The sequence below is a fragment of the Mucilaginibacter sp. genome, from assembly GCF_028288105.1.
Taxonomy (GTDB): domain Bacteria; phylum Bacteroidota; class Bacteroidia; order Sphingobacteriales; family Sphingobacteriaceae; genus Mucilaginibacter.
The window spans coordinates 24520-42998 of the sequence record NZ_JAQBOI010000057.1 but is presented as its reverse complement, the minus strand read 5'-3'; the positions used below and the strand labels follow the sequence as shown (position 1 = coordinate 42998).

Here is an 18479-nt window from a genome sequence, read left to right as displayed (position 1 = left end):
AAATTGTTGGTAGAGAACGTTCCCACATTATAAGTTTTACCATTATAAGCAGCCTTGCCTGTTTGTGCGAAAATATAGGCCATACGGGTAAGCTCTGTTTTACGTGGCTCTTCCCAATAAAGCTCTCATTGGCGCTCATCAAGGATGGTACCAATATTTACTTTGCTATCATCTGTTAACAGTTGGGCATTGGCACGTGCGCGTACTTTATTGATATCGGCCATTGCAAGGGCATTTTGGCCTTTCCACCAGTAAGCTTCGGCGCGTAACAGGTACGTTTCTGCCAAACGGAATACATACCAATCTGTATTTGTACCACGCGGTGGGCTCCACCATTTATCAACAGCTATAGGGCCCGAGCCGATGAAAACTTTGTAGTGTGGCCAGCCAAACCATGCACGGATAGTATCCTTAGCACCATTAAGGAAGCGCTGGTTTACATTTGATGAAGTGTATTGCTCCAAATGTTTACCATACCAGGCCGGGTCTGATGTTTTAAGAGCGGGTTGATTGTAAACCAGATCGGTCATATCCATCCACATACCTTTTGCATGGCGTAAGTCGGTGTTATCTGTCCAGATATATTTAGTGGCGTATGGTGTACCACGTAAGCGGCCAATACCACGTCCATACCATAAAGTAAGCGGCGATTCTTCTGTTATTTTATCAGAAATACCGGGTTTTAATGCACCCGGTGTAAGTATAGTTCCGTTGTGCCACATAGGTACGCAATTACGCATTACCTGCGAACCGTTTGGTGTAGCACCTTCTAAAGTTTCGCGGTCGATAACTACATATAATGCCTCTGTGTTTGCAGAGATAGATTTGTTCTCGGGGCGGTGCAGATCCCAAACAACGTTTTTAGTAGCATCGCCGGCAACAATACCAAAACGATTGGTCATTAAAGCATAAGGGCCGTTTATAGCGATATTGGCAGATGCGATAGCATCATCAAACAAACCTAATGCAAGGTTTATTTTGGTGAGCAAGTGTGCAGCTGCGCCTTTTGACGGCTCGCCTTTATTACCATTATCAACCAGTTTGGTTACTGCAAAGTCAAGGTCAGTTTTCATTTGTTTCAGAATAACCATGCGCTGTGTAGTAAAATACCCTATATTAACACCGGTTTCTTCTTTTAATACCAAAGGCACATCGCCAAATTCGTGTACCAGGCGATAATACCTGTATGCGCGGTGGAAATACGCACCACTTAACACCTTGTCTCTTTCGTCGGCAGAAGGCCACTTTGCATAGTCTATCCTTGAGATAATAACGTTTGCATCATGCACGCCCTGCCACCATACCTGCCAGTAACGGCCAATTTTGTTATAGTCGTCACTGTTAAGGTTAGCCGTTGGTGTGATCCTTATATTCAGGTCTTGTGCGGGGGTAGTTTTATCTGTAGTACCCTCAACCGCGGCATCTGTAAAGATAGATTCCGTTAACATTGGCGCCGAATCTCCGAAAAATTCAAACCTAACACTCAGGTTAAGGTTAAGCAATGCGGCCCTGAAAGCCGCCGGTGTAGTGAGTGTATTACCGGGTGTAAATTTTGAAGGGGCTTCCGGTATCAGGTCACCTCTTTTTGTACATCCGCCGGTGATAAAAACTGCAGCAACTGCAAGCCCGGCTATTATATTTCTATTAATCTTTTTCATATTCTAATCTCTTTATACTTTAAAAAGTCACGTTAAAACCTGCTGCCAAGAACCTTGGAGTTGGCCCGTTATTTTGCGGGTCCCACAAAGGCCAGTCAGAAAATACTGCTGCATTTGTTGCGTTAACAAATAGTTTGGCTGATGACATGCCTAAACGTTTGATAAGTTGCGGGCTAAAGGTGTAACCCAATGAAACAGTTTGCAGCCTTACAAATGATGCTTTACGCCATACGTTAATGGTTGTGCCTGATGAACCTGAATTTAAGCGAGCGTAATCGTTTATTGGGTTATCAGGTGTCCAGTATGGAAGCACGTACGAGTTCATACGGCCGTAACCAACGCTTCCTGCATTGTTGGTGGCCTGGTTAAACTGCCTTAATTGACCAATGCTTGATACCAGCATAAAAGAGAAATCGAAATTCTTAAATAAATTGAATTCGTTTCTTAACGACCAGCTAAACTTTGGATTGATAGAACCCAGGAACTGCTTATCAGCATTAGTGAATTTAAAATCGCCATCCATATCCTGCAATTTAAAATCGCCTGGTTTGGCGCCATATTTAGCGGCTTCGGTAGCCTCTGGTGTTTGCCAAACGCCTTGTATCTTGTAATCCCAAACGGCATTAATATCGTGGCCAATAAACCAGCCATTACCTAAGTCATCATTTTCTTTAGTAATGTTATTGCCATTGGCATCTGTGGTTTGATACTCGCCATACAGGTGTACAATTTTGTTACGGTTCAGGTAAAAAGTACCGGTAGCATTCCAGTTAAAGTTTTTGCTTTGCATAATCTTACCTTCAAGCAATACCTCAATGCCTTTGTTATTAACCTCGCCAATATTGGTTAACAAATTTGGTGTAAAAAGGCCCTGAATGGCCACTAATGAACGGCTAGCAATTAAGTCGGTTGTTTTGCGGTTGTAAATATCTACCGAACCATTGATACGATTGTTGAGGATAGCGAAATCTAAGCCCAAGTTAGGACCTGTTGTACGCTCCCATGTAAGGTCATTATTTTGCAATGAGGTTACAAAGATGCTATTGTTGTTCACTACTACACCACCCGGCGTAACAGTTGGATATTTACCGGTAACAATTGTTGCAAGCGCCAAACTTGGATCAGCCGTACCGCTTGATAAACGGTTACCGTTAGAGCCGTAACCAAAGCGCAGTTTACCATAGTTTAGCCAGCTAAAGAAATTGGTTTTAAAGAATTTCTCATCACTAAATGTCCAGGCAACAGCACCATTAGTATAATTTTGCCTTGGTTTTTTTAAACCAAAGGGCGAGAAACCATCCCGGCGTGCAGTGAAAGTAAAATTATATTTACCCATCAGCGTGTAGTTGATACGCCCCATTATCGCATCTGCATTAAATATACGGTCGTCGCTGTTCTCAATAGGTAAGGTACCTGCACCAATACTATGATAGCCTAATGCATCGCTCGGACTAAATTGTGTATTGGAGGCTGAGGTATACCAAGTTTGGTATTTTTCTTTGTTTAACAGGAATGTTGCATCAAAGCTGTGTACGCCAAAACTTTTGTTCCAGTTAAGTATGTTATCAATGTTATATCGATATCTATTCTCCATGGTGCGGGTGGCTGTACCACCTGATAGCTCGTTAGGATTGGCAACCGGGCGGTAAAAGAAATTGCGATAAGATTCTATCTGAGGTGAAAAGTTCAATGTGTATTTGAAGCCAAATGGCAGATCAACCTTGGCAAACAGGGTTGAAAACAACACATTCTGAACATTCACATTTTGGTTGTACTTGTTTCCCAGGAAAGGGTTACGCTGATTTAAACCGCTGTCATCAGTAGCTATGCGGCGTAGGCTACCATCTGCATTGTAAAAATCACCGTATGGCGATGAGTTGATAATCTGCGTCCAATCGGCCTCTGTACGGTCTATAGATTGGCCGCTTAGAGAAGCCGCCGAGGCACCCTCGTCACGCACCGAATACTGCGCGTTAACACCAAGTGTTAAAAATTTAGCGGCCTTGCCTTCCAAATTTAAACGAAAACGGGTATCGTTATAATCACCTCCTTGTATAAGGTTTTGATTTTTGGTGAAGTTACCGGAGAAATAGTAGCTGATATTATCGCCCCTGCCCGATAAACTGGCAGTATAATCCTGGCGCATTCCATTTCTGAATATCAGTTTACTCCAGTCGGTAACCTTTCCATTTTGGTAGTTAGTTACCTCGTTGGGGAATAAGCCTAAACGTTGCAGATAAATAGTAACCGGGTCGCCGGTTGCGCCATTCAGGAACTGTTCTAAAGTTACGCCGGCAGGTAATGCCCTTGGGTCGCTGTAGTAATAACTTGGGTTTGATGAGTTAGCGCTCCGCTGAACATCAGATCTCCAGTTCAGGAATCCCTCTCCCTGGTAATATTTTTGATTTTGCAGCAATTGCGCAATGCCCATATTAGCATTTAAAGTAATCACCGATCCGCCCTTTTTACCTTTTTTGGTGGTAATTGCTACAACACCACCTGCAGCCTGCGCACCGTAAACCGCAAGTGCGCTTGGATCACGTAAAACGTCAACCCTGTCAATATCATTTGGGTTGATATCTGCAATGTCACCAAAATAAATAACCCCGTCTAAAACAATCAGCGGGTTTACATTACCCGAGAGGCTCGCTTTTCCACGAACCTGGAAATCATCCATTTTGGCACCTTTAGCAGATGTATTGAGGGCTACAGATATACCCGGCACCGAACCGCGCAATACATCGGCAACACTTGTCGGGTTATCATTTTCAAATTTATCTGCTTTAACGCTGGTGATAGCACCAGTTACATCTTTAACAGCACGTGTGCCGTAACCTATTACTACAACCTCGGTAAGGTCCTTTGAGTTAGGCAAAAGCTGAATGTTGTATTCGGTATTCGCGCCTACGGTTATCTCTTTGCTATCATAACCAACAAACGAGAATACCAGTGTGGCACCCTGCTCTGCATCAATGGTATATTTACCATTTGCATCTGTTGAGGCGCCTATGGTTGTGCCTTTAACCCTAACGTTTACACCGGGCAGCGGCCGGTTTTTCTCATCGGTAACAGTACCTGTTATCTTTGCCTGTTTGGTTGCCTTAAGTTTGTTTGGCGCGGTTTTATCAGCCGGGATACTCCATGCCGGGCGCAGTTTGTTAATGTGTGCATATGCGCTGCCAAGCATCACAAATAGGGATATGGCAGTGAAAACAACACACTTTTTAAGTGATTTTTGTAGAAGTCTATTCTTCATATTTATATGTTAAGAATTAAGTTTTTTCAATTTTTTGACAAAAGGATTCCCCCGCGATTATTCATCGCGTTTTTTTGTTTCGATAAGAGAATCAGATTTTTTTAAATACTGCCGGGGTTTGGCATCAGCGGTATCTTATATCACGGCTTTTTTCTTTCTTGCTTCATAAATTGATTTTGGGGTTTAGTTTATATTGGTTGGGTTTATTGGTTTACTTGGAGTAAAAGATACTTTGTAAGGTCGGCGGCGGCTTTATCATTATCAAAACCTGCAGGCAGCCGTCCGTTAACATATTCGTTGTACAACCAGGGGTCGCCTACAGCAAAAACAGTCCCTTTGCCGTATTTTGTAATGGCGGCGATAGTCGCGCCAGCCGGAGATTTTAAAATAGCTGTTGCCTTACCTGTTAGCGTAATGCTGCAAACATCCTTCAGGAAAGCTTTTTTTGATATTTTAAATACCGGGTTGTTATTTATTAATACCGCGCCGTCTTCAAAATGGGCATCATCAATAACATGGTTTTGCATATCGTTATTAAAATGCATCCCGAAACAGCCGGCAAGTATATTAAAATGCTGCAGCTCTACATTAGCGCTATCATTGGCCATTAGTACCAATACGCCACCTGCTTTAACCCATTGCGCGATATTATCAGCGTCGGCTTTTTGAATGTAATTGGGCGATGGATTTTCCTTTTTGCTATCAGGGTCTACAATGATATAAACGGCTACCCCTTTAAGACTTTGTGTTGTAGGCGCAACCTCTATACTTGTTAACTTAGCACCCTGCGATTTAAAAATATCGCCCCATATAGAAAAGCCCGAATTAGCGGTATCCTCCCACATATAATGAAACCTTTTGTTTTGGCCATCTTTGGTTGTATGTATTTCGTGGTTAAAGTAATAATCGAGGGCAACAGTTTGCGCCATTACCTTCCCGGCAATAATTGAATACACGAAGAGTACAATAACGAACAGCTTACGTTTCATTTTTAAAAAAAGTGATTAATAGGATACAGCGTTTATAATTGGTGTATGTATATAACTGTACTAACCAAAAGTACCTTTGTTAGCTTACTGTTCGTATAATTTGGGAATATTTATTTACGACATCGTTTTCGCTACGTGATAGTTACGCAATATTAATGCCTTATAAACGCTGTTTAAACCCACATTATGGCAGAAACACTTAAAAACACTAAGGGGAGATTTGCAGGCTTCGCTTCTATCGAGTTTTTGGGGCGGTAGAATCGCGCGTAACAAGTTGTGTGGGCAATACTATTGTTTCAAATTCGTGAACCGGCCTTTTGGTTAAAATAAGCTCTAAAAGCTTTTGGGTAGCTTTTTGCCCCATCTCAAACCCGGGCTGATAAACAGAGCTGAGCGATGGGTTTAATACATCTGCAAGGGTAGTATTGGTGTAGCCGATCAGCGCTATTTCCTGGGGGATCCTGATCTTTAATTTGTTAAGCAGGAACAGCGTAGTGGTGGTTATCCTGTCGGATGTGGTGAAGATAGCATCCGGTTTATCCTTCAACGAAAGCAGTTGGGTAAGAGCGTTCTCTACCTCGCCAATATCACGGCCGCCATGCGGGCAGTAAACAATAATTTCTTCATCTATTGGCATACCCGCCTCTTCCAATGCTTCGCGATAACCTGCAAAACGCTCTTTAGTGATAGATATATTTGGTGGATTGGTAATATGTGCAATGCGTTTATATCCCGCATCAAGCAGGTGGCGGGTGGCATCGTAACTGCCTTTAAAATTATCGGAAATTACTTTGTGCGTATCTATCTCATCGCTTATGCGGTCAAAAAACACAATAGGTAAACCCTGGCGATGCAATTTTTGCAAGTACTCAACATCCTTGGTTTCGGTAGAAAGGGATATTAATAAACCATCGATAGAATGATGCGTAAGGTGGCCAACGTTCTTCACCTCCAAATCATATGATTCGTGTGTTTGTGTGATAATAACGTTAAACCCAGCCTCATAAGCCACAGATTCGATCCCATTAATTACCTGCGAAAAAAATTGATTTTCTATTGTAGAAACAACAATACCTATTGATTTGCTATGACCTTGCTTTAAGCTTTGCGCAATTGGGTTTGGCCGGTAGTTGTGTTCCAGCGCGTATTCGTTTACAAGTTTTTTTGTGTTCTCGCTAATTTCGTAACTATCTCGCAACGCCTTTGAAACCGTAGATACCGATAGATTAAGCGCTGTAGCGATATCCTTTATTGTAATTGAGCTAAAATTCATATAGGTTATCTGCTAAGCAAACTCCACTGCACTGTGCTTAACATTTTACCAATGTAATAAATCTTACTTGTATACAAAAATAGTAACTATAATTTCACAACCTTCATGCGTGGCGTTAACAAATGCATTATAAGCCATGCAACTAAATACGCGCAGGCACATATCGAAAAAATGATATTATAACCCGCGGTAATATTACCGGCTTTTTTATACGTTTCTAACACCCAACCAATAAAAAACGGGAACGCGATACCACCTACAGAGCCGGCCATCCCGCCAATACCAACTATCGAACTTACTGCTCGTTTAGGGAACATATCAGATGCTGTAGTGAAGATATTAGCGCTCCATGCCTGGTGAGCGGCCGCTGCCAAACTTATTAAACCAACCGCCTGCCAAATATTAGTGGCATAGCGTGCGCCAAATATGGGTAACACACACAGGGCAAATAAAAACATAGCTGTTTTACGCGCCTTAAATATTGGCATGCCCCGTTTGATGAACCACGAGGAAAGGAAACCACCGCCAACGCTACCAATGGTTGTGGCGGTGTAAACCAGCACTAAAGGCAAACTTGGTTTCTTTAAGTCGAGGTTAAACGTGGTTGAAAAGTAGGAAGGCAACCAAAACAGGAAGAAATACCAGATAGGATCAGTAAGAAATTTACCAACAACAAAGGTCCATGTTTGCCTGATGCCGAAAAGCCGTAACCATTTCACTTTGGCCTGGGGCTCACCGTCAACAATGGTTTCGTCTATATCACTATGAATATGTTCAAACTCTGCCGCGCTTATCTTTTTGTGACGCGAAGGTATCTCGTAGAATATCCACCAGAATATAAGCCATACAAAACCTATTGCCCCTGTAATAAGGAAAGCCATTTGCCAACCGTAAACCCCCAATATCCATGGTACCATTACCGGGGCAACTACCGCCCCAATATTAGCGCCCGAATTGAATATCCCCGTAGCCAATGCGCGTTCCTTTTTGGGGAACCACTCTGCTACTACCTTAATAGCCGCCGGAAAATTACCAGATTCGCCCAGACCCAAAGCCGCCCTAACTATACCAAAGCCTAAGGTTGTTTTTACAATTGCATGTAACATGGCTGCCAAACTCCATACAATGAGCGATATGGTATAACCGAGTTTTGTCCCCAGCCTGTCAATAAAACCGCCAAATGCAAGTAAACCAATTGCATAAGCCGCTTGAAAAGCCATTACAATGTAGCCATAATCCTCTTCAGTCCAGTGAAACTCTTTTTCGAGAGTTGGTTTCAGAAAACCGATCACTTGCCTGTCGAGGTAATTAATGGTGGTTGCAAAAAACAATAAGGTTACAACTACCCACCTGTAATTGGTTTTTTTAGTATCGCTCATAATTGTATTTAGGTTATCTTGCCGACTGCACAAACTGTAATGCCTGTAAAGTTGCTATATATAATTGGTTGTATGCCTGGTTCTGAATAATGGTTTTTGTAATAAGTTTGCTACCCATCCCAACTGCCGATACCCCGGCATCAAACCAGGCAGTAATATTTTCCTGGTTCATCTCTACCCCGCCTGTTGGCATCAGCAGCACACCCGGAAAAAGCTCTTTTACTGCTGATACGAATGCCGGCCCTAATATGTTAGCCGGGAAAAGTTTTATTAATGTGGCGCCCAGTTGCTGCGCGTTGTAAATTTCGGTAGGTGTCATGCAACCGGGGATCCAAAGTAGATCATTCTTTGCTGCAATAGCAGCTACCCCGGGGTTCACCAGCGGCGATATTAAAAAATCGGCACCTGCATCCACAAATTGTACAGCCTGCTCGGCCGATTTTATGGTGCCTATCCCTAAAAGCAAGTCTGGTAGCTCCTCTTTCTGTAATCTTTTTAATGCTTTAAAATTATCAAGTGCCGCCTCACCACGATTGGTATATTCAATAACCCTGATCCCGGATTCGTAAAGTTTGCGGGTGATAGCTATGCTTACTTCACTACTGTCATTATAAAACAGCGGAAGGATACCTTGTTTAATTATACTATCCTGGATCTGGCTTTTAGTTGGCATATTTAATGACTTGGGTTATTTGTTCCACGGTACTTTTTGTAGCATCGCCGGCAATAGATAATTTTTCAAAAGCGGCGGCTGTAGCAAAACTCACTGTTGCCAATGGGTTCATTTGTTTACGATAGCCATATATCAGCCCGGCCATAAAGCAATCGCCACTCCCTACTTTATCAATAACGTTTTCTGTAATATATTCGCCGGAGCTATGCAATTCGCCATCCTGATACAAAGCGGTATAATACTTTATGCCACCTTCATGATCAAACCTAAACGTATTGGCAACGGCCCTGCATTTTGGGAATAATTCCATTATCTTTTCTGATGTATTTGCAGCTTCTTTTAAGTAATTTTCTTTAGTGCCAATATAGTGCACATCTGGGTTAACCGGTATACCTAATAAACTTTCTGCCGCCCAAATGTTGCCCATTACCAAATGACAGTATTTAACCAGGTTTGGCATTATTTCTTGCGAATGCTTACCGTATTGCCACAGCTTTGCACGATAATTCAGATCAATAGATATAGTGATATCCCGTTGCGATGCTGCTACCAAAACCTCCTCACACAAATCTGCCATTTGCTCACTTAAAGCCGGGCAAATAGCGCTAAAATGAAACCAGCTCACGCCTGATAAAATTTTGTCCCAATCAATAACACCGGGTTTTAATTCGGCAAATGCCGAACCTACACGGTCATATATCACCGCGTCGTGTTTCATATCTGCACCTGTGGTTAAATAAAACAGGCCCAATCTTGTACCACCCTTATAAATAGCCGAAGTACCTATACCCCGTTCATTAACATAATTTATAATTTGTGCCGATAGCCCGTTATTCGGCAAAGCCGTAAAATAGCTTGTATCTATTCCCCATAAGGCCAGCGCGGTAGCAACATTCAACTCGGCGCCGCCGACGTGAACAGGTAGTTGATTAGCTTCAAGCCAACTGCCATCCGCATCCGGGCAAATCCTTAGCAATAACTCACCAAAGGTTAAAACGGCACCGGTATGTGAGGCGTTCAAACTCATTTATACGCCGCCAAATATCGAAAATCCACCATCAACACATATCATAGAACCGGTTACAAATGCCGATGCATCGCTCAGTAACCAAACCAAAGCGCCTATCAGCTCATCGGGGTTACCAAAGCGCTTAAAAGGAGTTTGCTTTATCACTAACCCACCTCTTTGCGTGTATCCTCCCTCGGGTAACGTAAGCAAATTTCGGTTTTGCTCGGTAAGGAAAAAACCGGGGGCAAGGGCATTCATCCTAATGGCATCGCCGTAACGGTTAGCCAGTTCAACAGCAAACCACTGATTGTAACAATCAACAGCAGCCTTGCCCATATTGTATCCTAATACCTTGGTAATTGCCCGTTTAGAGTTCATGGACGATATATTTACAATACTGCCCCTGCCTGTTTTAGCAATTGCATCGCCAAAAATCTGGGTAGGCAGCAAGGTACCCCAAAGGTTTACCTCCATTACTCTTTTCATCCCATCAAGGTTCATACTAAATATATCCTCATCTGGCTGCAAAACGCCTTCGGGCATGTTGCCGCCGGCCCCATTCACCAGGCCATCAAGGCGGCCAAAACGATCGAGCAGGCTTTTGCGGCCCGCTGTTAACGATGCTTCATCCAGCACATCGGCAACTAATGCAATAGCTTGCCCACCATTTTTATTGATGGCTTCCGCCTTTTCTTCTGCTACTTCTTTATTTCGGCCTAAGATCCCTACTGCGCCACCGGCCTCAACAATGCCGTTAATAAACGAATTGCCCAGTATGCCGGTACCGCCGGTTACTACTATTACTTTGCCTTTTAACGAATAAATATTTTCCATTGCTGCTTGTATTTATCTAATGTTATCAATGCTGATAGCGTCCATATCGGTATAATCCAGGTTTTCACCGCCCATGCCCCATATAAAACTATAATTACTTGTACCCGCGCCCGAATGCATGCTCCATGGTGGCGATACAACAGCACCATAATTACCAATTAAAATATGCCTTGTTTCGATAGCCTCGCCCATAAAGTGAAACACCTTTTGCCCTGCGGGGATGTCAAAGTAAAAATAGGCTTCCATCCGGCGATCATGCACGTGCGGCGGCATGGTGTTCCATACACTACCTTCATGCAAAATAGTTAAACCCATTACCAGCTGGCAGCTTTGAATGCCCGCGGTATGGATGTATTTATTTATAGTACGTTTATTAGCGGTCGAATCGGCCCCGGCATTAACCTTCTCGGCTTCATCAATGGTCATTAAACTTGTTGGGTAGCTTTTGTGCGCCGGCGACGATAACAGGTAAAATACCGGCGGGTTTGTAGCATCGGCAGCGGTAAAGCTCACTTCTTTAACGCCTTTTCCTATATACAGGCAATCCAGTTTCTTTAATTTAAAAACCTCGCCATCGGCGTTAACCTCGCCGTCGCCGGCAACGTTTATAATGCCAATTTCGCGACGTTCTAAAAAGTAGTCTGCTTTTAAATTTGAATAATTTTCAAGTGTCAATGTGTTCGTAATGGGATGGGCAACACCAAGTATAATACGGTCATAATGGGTGTATGCACAATTTATTTGGTCGGCCTTTATTAAGTTGTCAATTAAAAACCGATCGCGTATTTGTTCTGTCCCGTAGATTTTAAAGTCATCTGGGTGAACGCTATGTAGTACTTTCAAAACAAGAAATATTAGTGTTTAACTTATAATTGTTCAGCAAGTCTACAATTATGATGTATTAATCAGAAGCAATCTGCTTGTTATTTCTACGCAAACGTTATCGAAGACTTTTGAACACCTAAATAGGGCAGTACACACCCCAGAAACTATAACGTTTGCGTAGAATTAATGTGAGTTAAGGCATCAATTTAAATGATTTCATCGTAATATTGACGTGTAATGATACCCGTTCTACCCCCGAACAGATACATTATTTTATAAACCAATTCAATAAAATTATGAAAATCAAATCTTTATTTCAGCTTAGTATAGCCGCTATTAGTTTTATTACAATGGAAAACACAGCGATTGCACAAACCAAAAACGATGGCAGCATTAACCAAAAAACCGCCGAAAAATGGCTGCACAGCAACAAATGGAAAGGTGGTTTAAAATTAAATGTACATCAATCTGTTAACGCGGTTGAATTTTATAAGCAATATCATAATAGTAAAGCGGTTTGGGATAAGATAATCCTGTTTTTAAAGGATACTAACCTGGATACATTAAGCGTGGGCAAACTCGCTATTGATGGCGACAATGCTTATGCTATTGTAACCGAAGGGCCGTCAAAAGAACTGGAGAAGGCAGGTTGGGAATCGCACAGAAAATACATCGACCTGCAATATGTTATAAAAGGCAAAGAGCGGATAGAGGTTGTTAATATAGACAAAGCAACTGTTACCAAACCTTATGATGAAGCCAAAGATGGTGCTGCCTACACTGCCGAAGGCACCTCATACTTTGCAGAACCGGGTACCTTCTATCTATTCTTCCCGCAGGATGTGCACCGCCCCAATATTAAGGTAAACGGGTTTGACACGGTTAAAAAATTGGTGATCAAAATTAAAGTGGCCAATTAAATTGCTTCTAAGATCAACTATGAAAATTAAACACATATTCCTGCTGATATTATTAAACGGCTTTACACTAAGTATATCGGCGCAAAACAATGCGCCTAAAGCGTTCCAATTTGCCGAGCATCAAACCAAATTATTACTTACCGAAACAGCCAAAACTAAAACGGCTGCTGCAAAGCCAAATCTTTTATCACCACGCACGCTGAATACCAATGGCGATTTGGTTATTGTATCTCCTAAAGATTGGTGCAGTGGTTTTTTTGCGGGCAACCTTTGGTTTTTATATGAGTACACCGGCAACAAATTTTGGAAGGAACAATCTGAGCCCTTTACCGCTGTAATGGAAGCTGAAAAAACAGACGGTGGCACACATGACATGGGGTTTAAGCTTTATAACAGTGTGGGCAATGCTTATCGCTTAACACATGAGCAGAAATACAAGGATGATATTATCCAGGCCGCCAAAACTTTAATAACCCGCTTTAACCCTACCATAGGCTGCATAAAATCATGGGATCATCGTAAGGAATGGAAGTTCCCGGTTATTATTGATAACATGATGAACCTGGAACTACTTTTTGAAGCTACCAAACTAAGCGGCGATTCCGGCTTTTATAAAGTGGCTGTAGCGCATGCAAATACTACGCTTAAAAACCATTTCAGGGTCGATAACAGTTCGTACCATGTAATTGATTACGACCCGGAAACAGGCAAGGTATTGCATAAACAAACTCACCAGGGTTTTGCCGATAGCTCGGTATGGGCACGTGGGCAGGCATGGGGACTATACGGTTATACCATGTGCTACCGGGAAACCGGTAATAAAACATACTTGCAGGAAGCAGAAAAGATTGCCAAATATATTTTCAGCAACCCGCAAATGCCTGCCGACCTGGTTCCTTACTGGGATTATGATGCCGCTAAACTTGGCAATCAGCCGCGTGATGCATCTGCCGCGTCAATTGCAGCATCGGCATTGTATGAGTTAAGCACTTACAGCAAAAACGCTAAGGTTTATAAAAAAACAGCGGATAAAATATTGAACAGCCTGGCTACTAAATACCAGCCACAGCCCGATAGCGCGCGTGGTTTCCTGCTGCTTCACAGCACCGGCCACAAACCCGCCAACAGCGAAATTGATGTGCCTATTATTTATGCGGATTACTATTATCTGGAGGCTTTGCTGCGCCAAAAACGATTGGCAGATAAAAAACCTGTTATAAACGCAGCGGGCCATTTAAAAAACTAAGATATGATACAAAGCAACTTATTTCAGTTTGAGGATGCTACCGATTGGCAAACTGTTGGCGAAGGGGTTCAGCGGCAGGTTTTTGGCTATGATGATAAGCTAATGATGGTAAAAGTGAAATTTGCCAGGGGCAGCTGCGGCGCTTTGCACAGCCATGCACATTCGCAGGTGAGTTACGTAGAAAGCGGCGCTTTTGAAATGACTATGGGCGAAACCGTAAAGATAATTCGCAAGGGCGATGGTTATTACGTACCTCCTTTTACCGTACATGGCTGCGTTTGTTTGGAGGATGGCATGTTGGTAGATGCATTTAGCCCTGCCCGCTTGGATTTTTTACCTGCCGACAGCGAACAATATACTTTGTAAATTAGGCGATCAAAATCTATTCAAATGAGCTTAGAACAAACATGGCGCTGGTACGGCCCTAACGATCCGGTTAGTTTAGCCGATGCCAAACAAGCCGGGGCTACCGGTATTGTTACCGCTTTACATCATATCCCAAACGGTGAGATCTGGCCGGTTGATGAGATCCTGAAAAGGAAAAAAATTATTGAAGATGCGGGGTTAACCTGGTCGGTGATAGAAAGCGTGCCGGTACACGAAAATATCAAAAAACGAAGCGGAAACTACGAGCAATTACTTAAAAATTACCATCAAACACTACTAAACCTGGGCCAATGCGGCCTAAATATAGTATGTTATAATTTCATGCCCGTGCTGGATTGGACCCGCACCAACCTTGACTATCCCATGCCCGATGGCTCAACCGCGCTAAGGTTTGACACCATCGCCTTCGCTGCTTTTGACCTTTATATTTTGAACCGCCCCGAAGCAGAACAGGATTATCCCGAGGCTGTAAAAAATAAAGCAAAGATATATCACGAAGGATTAAATGAAATTGACCAGCAGCAACTTGTAAAAAATATAATTGCCGGCCTGCCGGGTTCTGAAGAAGGTTACACCACCAAAAAGTTCCTGGAAATGCTTGCCTCTTACGGTGATATTGATGCACGAACGCTAAAAGCCAACCTCGCCTATTTTTTACAGCAGGTTATCCCCGCTGCTGAACAAGCCGGTGTACTTATGTGCATCCACCCGGATGACCCGCCCTATCCTATTTTGGGCTTGCCAAGAGTAGTAAGCAACGAGCAGGATATCCTTGATATTTACAATGCAGTAGATAGCCCCAACAATGGCCTTACCTTCTGTACAGGATCATTCGGTGTAATTGAAAGCAACGACCTGCCCGGCATGGTGCAACGCCTGGGCGACCGCATTCACTTTATTCACCTAAGAAATACAAAGCGCGACGAGGAAGGCAACTTTTATGAAGCTGACCATTTAACCGGCGACGTGGATATGTATGCGGTGGTGAAAGCCCTGTTGGAAGAGCAGCAAAAAAGAATAACCAACGGACGCAAAGATACCCGCATGCCCTTCAGGCCCGATCATGGGCATAAAATGCTGGATGACCTGCATAAAAAAACCAACCCTGGTTACTCTGCCATTGGCCGCTTAAGAGGCCTTGCCGAACTTCGGGGACTGGAATTGGGAATAAAACGATCTTTAAATCATTAATACACCGATGAAAAAACTCCTATGGTTTTTTGGATTATTAACAATCGCCGTTTGTGGTAAAGCACAGATAGTCAGCCTTGATAAAAACGAGGTTGCCCTGATGCGTAAAACCATTGATAAGGATAATAAGTACAAAAAAGCATTTGAACCCTATCAAAAAGCTGCAGATCAGGCCTTAGCTGAAACACCTAATCCTATAGAAACCATACTGTCTCAAGGCCTTTTAGCCGGCGACCCAAAAAAAACCGCCAGCTTAAAGGCTGTAGAAGATGCCTACAAAACCTATGCGCTGGCATTAGCCTACAAATACTCTGGCAAAAAAGAATATCTGGATAAAGCCATAGACTTTTTAACAGCGTGGGCAAAGGTTAATAAAGCTACCGAAGATCCCATCAATGAAACTAAGCTGGAAGATCTGGTTACCGCTTATGACCTGATCAGAAACGATATAAAAATTGATGATAAAGCCTTAATTGACGTATGGATGCGTAGCATGGCAAATGCACAGGTTAACAGCGCCACAGCAAAAGGCAACCGGGGCACAGCCATTAACAACTGGAACTCGCACCGGATAAAAATGTTTACACTTATAGCTTACACCCTGCACGATGATAGCTACAACAGTACCATTGTAAAGGAGTTAGAAAAGCAGCTCAACATCAACCTGAACCCCGACGGCACCACGCATGACCTTGTCGAACGCGACGCCTTCCATTATCAAACCTATGATATAGAGCCCCTGCTATCGGCATGTATTGCTATATACAGGGCAACGGGCAAAGATTATTTCGCCTGGCAAACAGCCAATGGCTCGTCTATTAAAAAATGTGTTGATTATATGACGCCCTTTATGATCGGCGAAAAAACACACCCCGAATTTGTGAACAGCAAAGTGCCGTTTGATTTAAAACGGGCCCAGAACGGCGAAAAGGGTTATGCGCCCGGCACTTTGTTCGAGCCCAAAAACGGCGTAGAAACTTTCGCGTTAGCTGCTTACTTTGATACCGATTATTTGAAAGTCATCCGTAAAACAACAAATAACAACGAATACATGAACTGGCGCATGGCTTTGGATGCATTTACAATTAATAAGAAAAAATCATAAATTACAGCTTCTTATGTAGTGCACTGTGTTTTATCATTAACTGTAAAAACTACCCCTATGAACTTCGAAGAGCATTTAAGATCCTTATTTGTTGATGCCGGCGAAATACCAGAATCATTCCGGATAGACGAGATCCATCAGCGCGAATATCTTAGCAATGGCGAAATGGTACAATGGGACGGTGAAGTAAGCACCGTTTATTCGCCCATTTGTTTGCCTACGGCTGATGGCTTAAAAAGAAAACTGATTGGCAGCTATCCCCTGGGAACCGAAAAGGAAGCCATGGAAGCCTTATCTGCCGCAGAAGCAGCCTACGGTAACGGCCGTGGCGAATGGCCAACCATGAGCATTGAAGGCCGCATAAATTGTATGCAAAACTTTGTGTACAAAATGATAGAACAGCGCGATCTGGTTATCAAGCTTATTATGTGGGAGATAGGCAAATCGCACGCCGACTCTACCAAAGAGTTTGACCGTACCGTTGAATACATCAACCTTACAATTGATGCCTTAAAAGAGCTGGACAGGCGATCATCACGTTTTGAGGTGGCCGAGGGCGTGGTTGCCCAAACACGCAGGGCGCCACTTGGTGTGGTACTTTGTATGGGGCCGTTCAACTATCCGCTTAACGAAACTTATACTACGCTCATCCCGGCTATAATTATGGGCAATACCATTCTGTTTAAACCACCTAAACATGGTACGCTGGTGCACTATCCACTGTTAAAAGCGTTTAAGGAAGCATTCCCGCCAGGAGTGGTAAATACCATTTATGGCCGTGGCGCAAGTGTTACACCGGGCTTAATGGCTACCGGCAGGATCAATGTGCTTGCCTTTATTGGATCGAGCAAAGTTGCTAACGATTTAAAGAAACGTCATCCTAAAATTAACCGCCTGCGTGCTGTTTTAAGTCTGGATGCGAAAAATGCGGCCATCGTTACCAAAAACGCCGACCTGCAACTGGCCGTTAACGAAATTATATTAGGTGCATTATCGTACAATGGACAACGCTGTACAGCCTTAAAAATAATTCATGTACATAAAGATGTTGCCGATACCTTTTTAGAATTACTTAGCCAGGCCGTATCACGTTTAAAACTGGGTATGCCATGGGTAAGTGGCGTTAACATTACCCCCGTTGCAGAACCCGGCAAGCCCGGCTATTTAAAAGAATGTATTGATGATGCAATCATGAACGGCGCTAAAGTGATCAACGAAAATGGTGGCACCGCTGTAGAATCATTTGTGTACCCGGCAATTATTTACCCCGTAAAAAAGGGAATGAAACTTTACCTGGAGGAACAATTCGGACCAGTTATACCAGTGATCCCATTTGAATCGATCGAGGAACCCATACGATACCAGATAGAATCTCCGCATGGTATGCAGGTAAGTATATTCAGTAATGATGCTAAAGAATTAGCCTCGCTGATAGATCCGTTTGTTAACCTGGTAAGCCGGGTAAACATTAACAGTCAGTCGCAACGCGGGCCTGATGTATTTCCGTTCACCGGCCGAAAAGACAGCGCTGAAGGTACATTATCGGTTAACGATGCCTTACGTTCTTTCTCGCTCCGCTCTTTAGTGGCCGCCAAAATGAACGAGACCAATAAGCAACTGTTTAATGAGATTGTTAAAGGCCACGAATCTAATTTTTTAAGCACAGATTATATTTTTTGATCTGCCACATAAAAAAGCCGCCTGCAAGTTTGCAGGCGGCATATATTCATTTAG

At 43.0% G+C, this 18479-nt stretch carries 15 protein-coding genes; 6 read left to right on the top strand and 9 right to left on the bottom strand.

Features of this window, described 5'->3' with window-relative positions:
- Positions 1 to 125: 125 nt before the first annotated feature.
- From JWQ85_RS04005 to kduI, 9 genes are all read right to left on the bottom strand, one after another.
- On the bottom strand, positions 126 to 1658 hold the full coding sequence (locus tag JWQ85_RS04005) for a RagB/SusD family nutrient uptake outer membrane protein (RefSeq protein ID WP_299464292.1): 1533 nt from the start codon (positions 1656 to 1658) through the stop codon (positions 126 to 128).
- A 19-nt stretch (positions 1659 to 1677) separates the two neighbouring features.
- The gene (locus tag JWQ85_RS04000; RefSeq protein WP_299464289.1) at positions 1678 to 4914 is read right to left on the bottom strand and encodes a SusC/RagA family TonB-linked outer membrane protein; all 3237 of its coding nucleotides are present in this window, start codon (positions 4912 to 4914) and stop codon (positions 1678 to 1680) included.
- Between the two features lie 203 nt (positions 4915 to 5117).
- On the bottom strand, positions 5118 to 5903 hold the full coding sequence (locus JWQ85_RS03995; protein ID WP_299464286.1) for a DUF4350 domain-containing protein: 786 nt from the start codon (positions 5901 to 5903) through the stop codon (positions 5118 to 5120).
- A gap of 235 nt (positions 5904 to 6138) precedes the next feature.
- Positions 6139 to 7176: a LacI family DNA-binding transcriptional regulator gene (locus JWQ85_RS03990; protein WP_299464283.1), complete on the bottom strand. Its 1038-nt coding sequence runs from the start codon at positions 7174 to 7176 to the stop codon at positions 6139 to 6141.
- An 86-nt stretch (positions 7177 to 7262) separates the two neighbouring features.
- Entirely contained in the window at positions 7263 to 8555 is a 1293-nt protein-coding gene (locus JWQ85_RS03985; RefSeq protein ID WP_299464280.1) for an MFS transporter, read from the bottom strand.
- A gap of 13 nt (positions 8556 to 8568) precedes the next feature.
- Positions 8569 to 9228: a bifunctional 4-hydroxy-2-oxoglutarate aldolase/2-dehydro-3-deoxy-phosphogluconate aldolase gene (locus JWQ85_RS03980; protein ID WP_299464277.1), complete on the bottom strand. Its 660-nt coding sequence runs from the start codon at positions 9226 to 9228 to the stop codon at positions 8569 to 8571.
- Positions 9218 to 10255 carry a sugar kinase gene (locus JWQ85_RS03975; protein ID WP_299464274.1) on the bottom strand — a complete coding sequence of 346 codons (1038 nt, stop codon included), beginning with the start codon at positions 10253 to 10255 and terminating at the stop codon, positions 9218 to 9220. Before JWQ85_RS03975 ends, JWQ85_RS03980 begins: the two co-directional genes overlap by 11 nt.
- Positions 10256 to 11071, bottom strand: a complete 816-nt coding sequence (locus JWQ85_RS03970; protein WP_299464271.1) for an SDR family oxidoreductase — start codon at positions 11069 to 11071, stop codon at positions 10256 to 10258.
- Positions 11072 to 11083: 12 nt separating this feature from the next.
- Positions 11084 to 11914 carry a 5-dehydro-4-deoxy-D-glucuronate isomerase gene (gene kduI, locus JWQ85_RS03965; RefSeq protein ID WP_299464268.1) on the bottom strand — a complete coding sequence of 277 codons (831 nt, stop codon included), beginning with the start codon at positions 11912 to 11914 and terminating at the stop codon, positions 11084 to 11086.
- Between the two features lie 278 nt (positions 11915 to 12192).
- Between kduI and JWQ85_RS03960 the strand changes: the two genes are divergently transcribed.
- The 6 genes from JWQ85_RS03960 to JWQ85_RS03935 are packed head-to-tail and all read left to right on the top strand — an operon-like array spanning position 12193 to position 18425.
- Positions 12193 to 12816 (top strand): YhcH/YjgK/YiaL family protein, encoded by a 624-nt coding sequence (locus JWQ85_RS03960; RefSeq protein WP_299464265.1) that lies wholly within the window; start codon positions 12193 to 12195, stop codon positions 12814 to 12816.
- A gap of 19 nt (positions 12817 to 12835) precedes the next feature.
- Positions 12836 to 14062 carry a glycoside hydrolase family 88 protein gene (locus JWQ85_RS03955; RefSeq protein ID WP_299464262.1) on the top strand — a complete coding sequence of 409 codons (1227 nt, stop codon included), beginning with the start codon at positions 12836 to 12838 and terminating at the stop codon, positions 14060 to 14062.
- A 3-nt stretch (positions 14063 to 14065) separates the two neighbouring features.
- Positions 14066 to 14428 carry a cupin domain-containing protein gene (locus tag JWQ85_RS03950; protein ID WP_299464259.1) on the top strand — a complete coding sequence of 121 codons (363 nt, stop codon included), beginning with the start codon at positions 14066 to 14068 and terminating at the stop codon, positions 14426 to 14428.
- Between the two features lie 24 nt (positions 14429 to 14452).
- Positions 14453 to 15640: a mannonate dehydratase gene (gene uxuA / locus JWQ85_RS03945; protein WP_299464257.1), complete on the top strand. Its 1188-nt coding sequence runs from the start codon at positions 14453 to 14455 to the stop codon at positions 15638 to 15640.
- 7 nt (positions 15641 to 15647) lie between these two features.
- On the top strand, positions 15648 to 16745 hold the full coding sequence (locus JWQ85_RS03940; RefSeq protein WP_299464254.1) for an alginate lyase family protein: 1098 nt from the start codon (positions 15648 to 15650) through the stop codon (positions 16743 to 16745).
- 57 nt (positions 16746 to 16802) lie between these two features.
- On the top strand, positions 16803 to 18425 hold the full coding sequence (locus tag JWQ85_RS03935) for an NADP-dependent glyceraldehyde-3-phosphate dehydrogenase (protein ID WP_299464251.1): 1623 nt from the start codon (positions 16803 to 16805) through the stop codon (positions 18423 to 18425).
- The last annotated feature ends 54 nt before the right edge of the window (positions 18426 to 18479 follow it).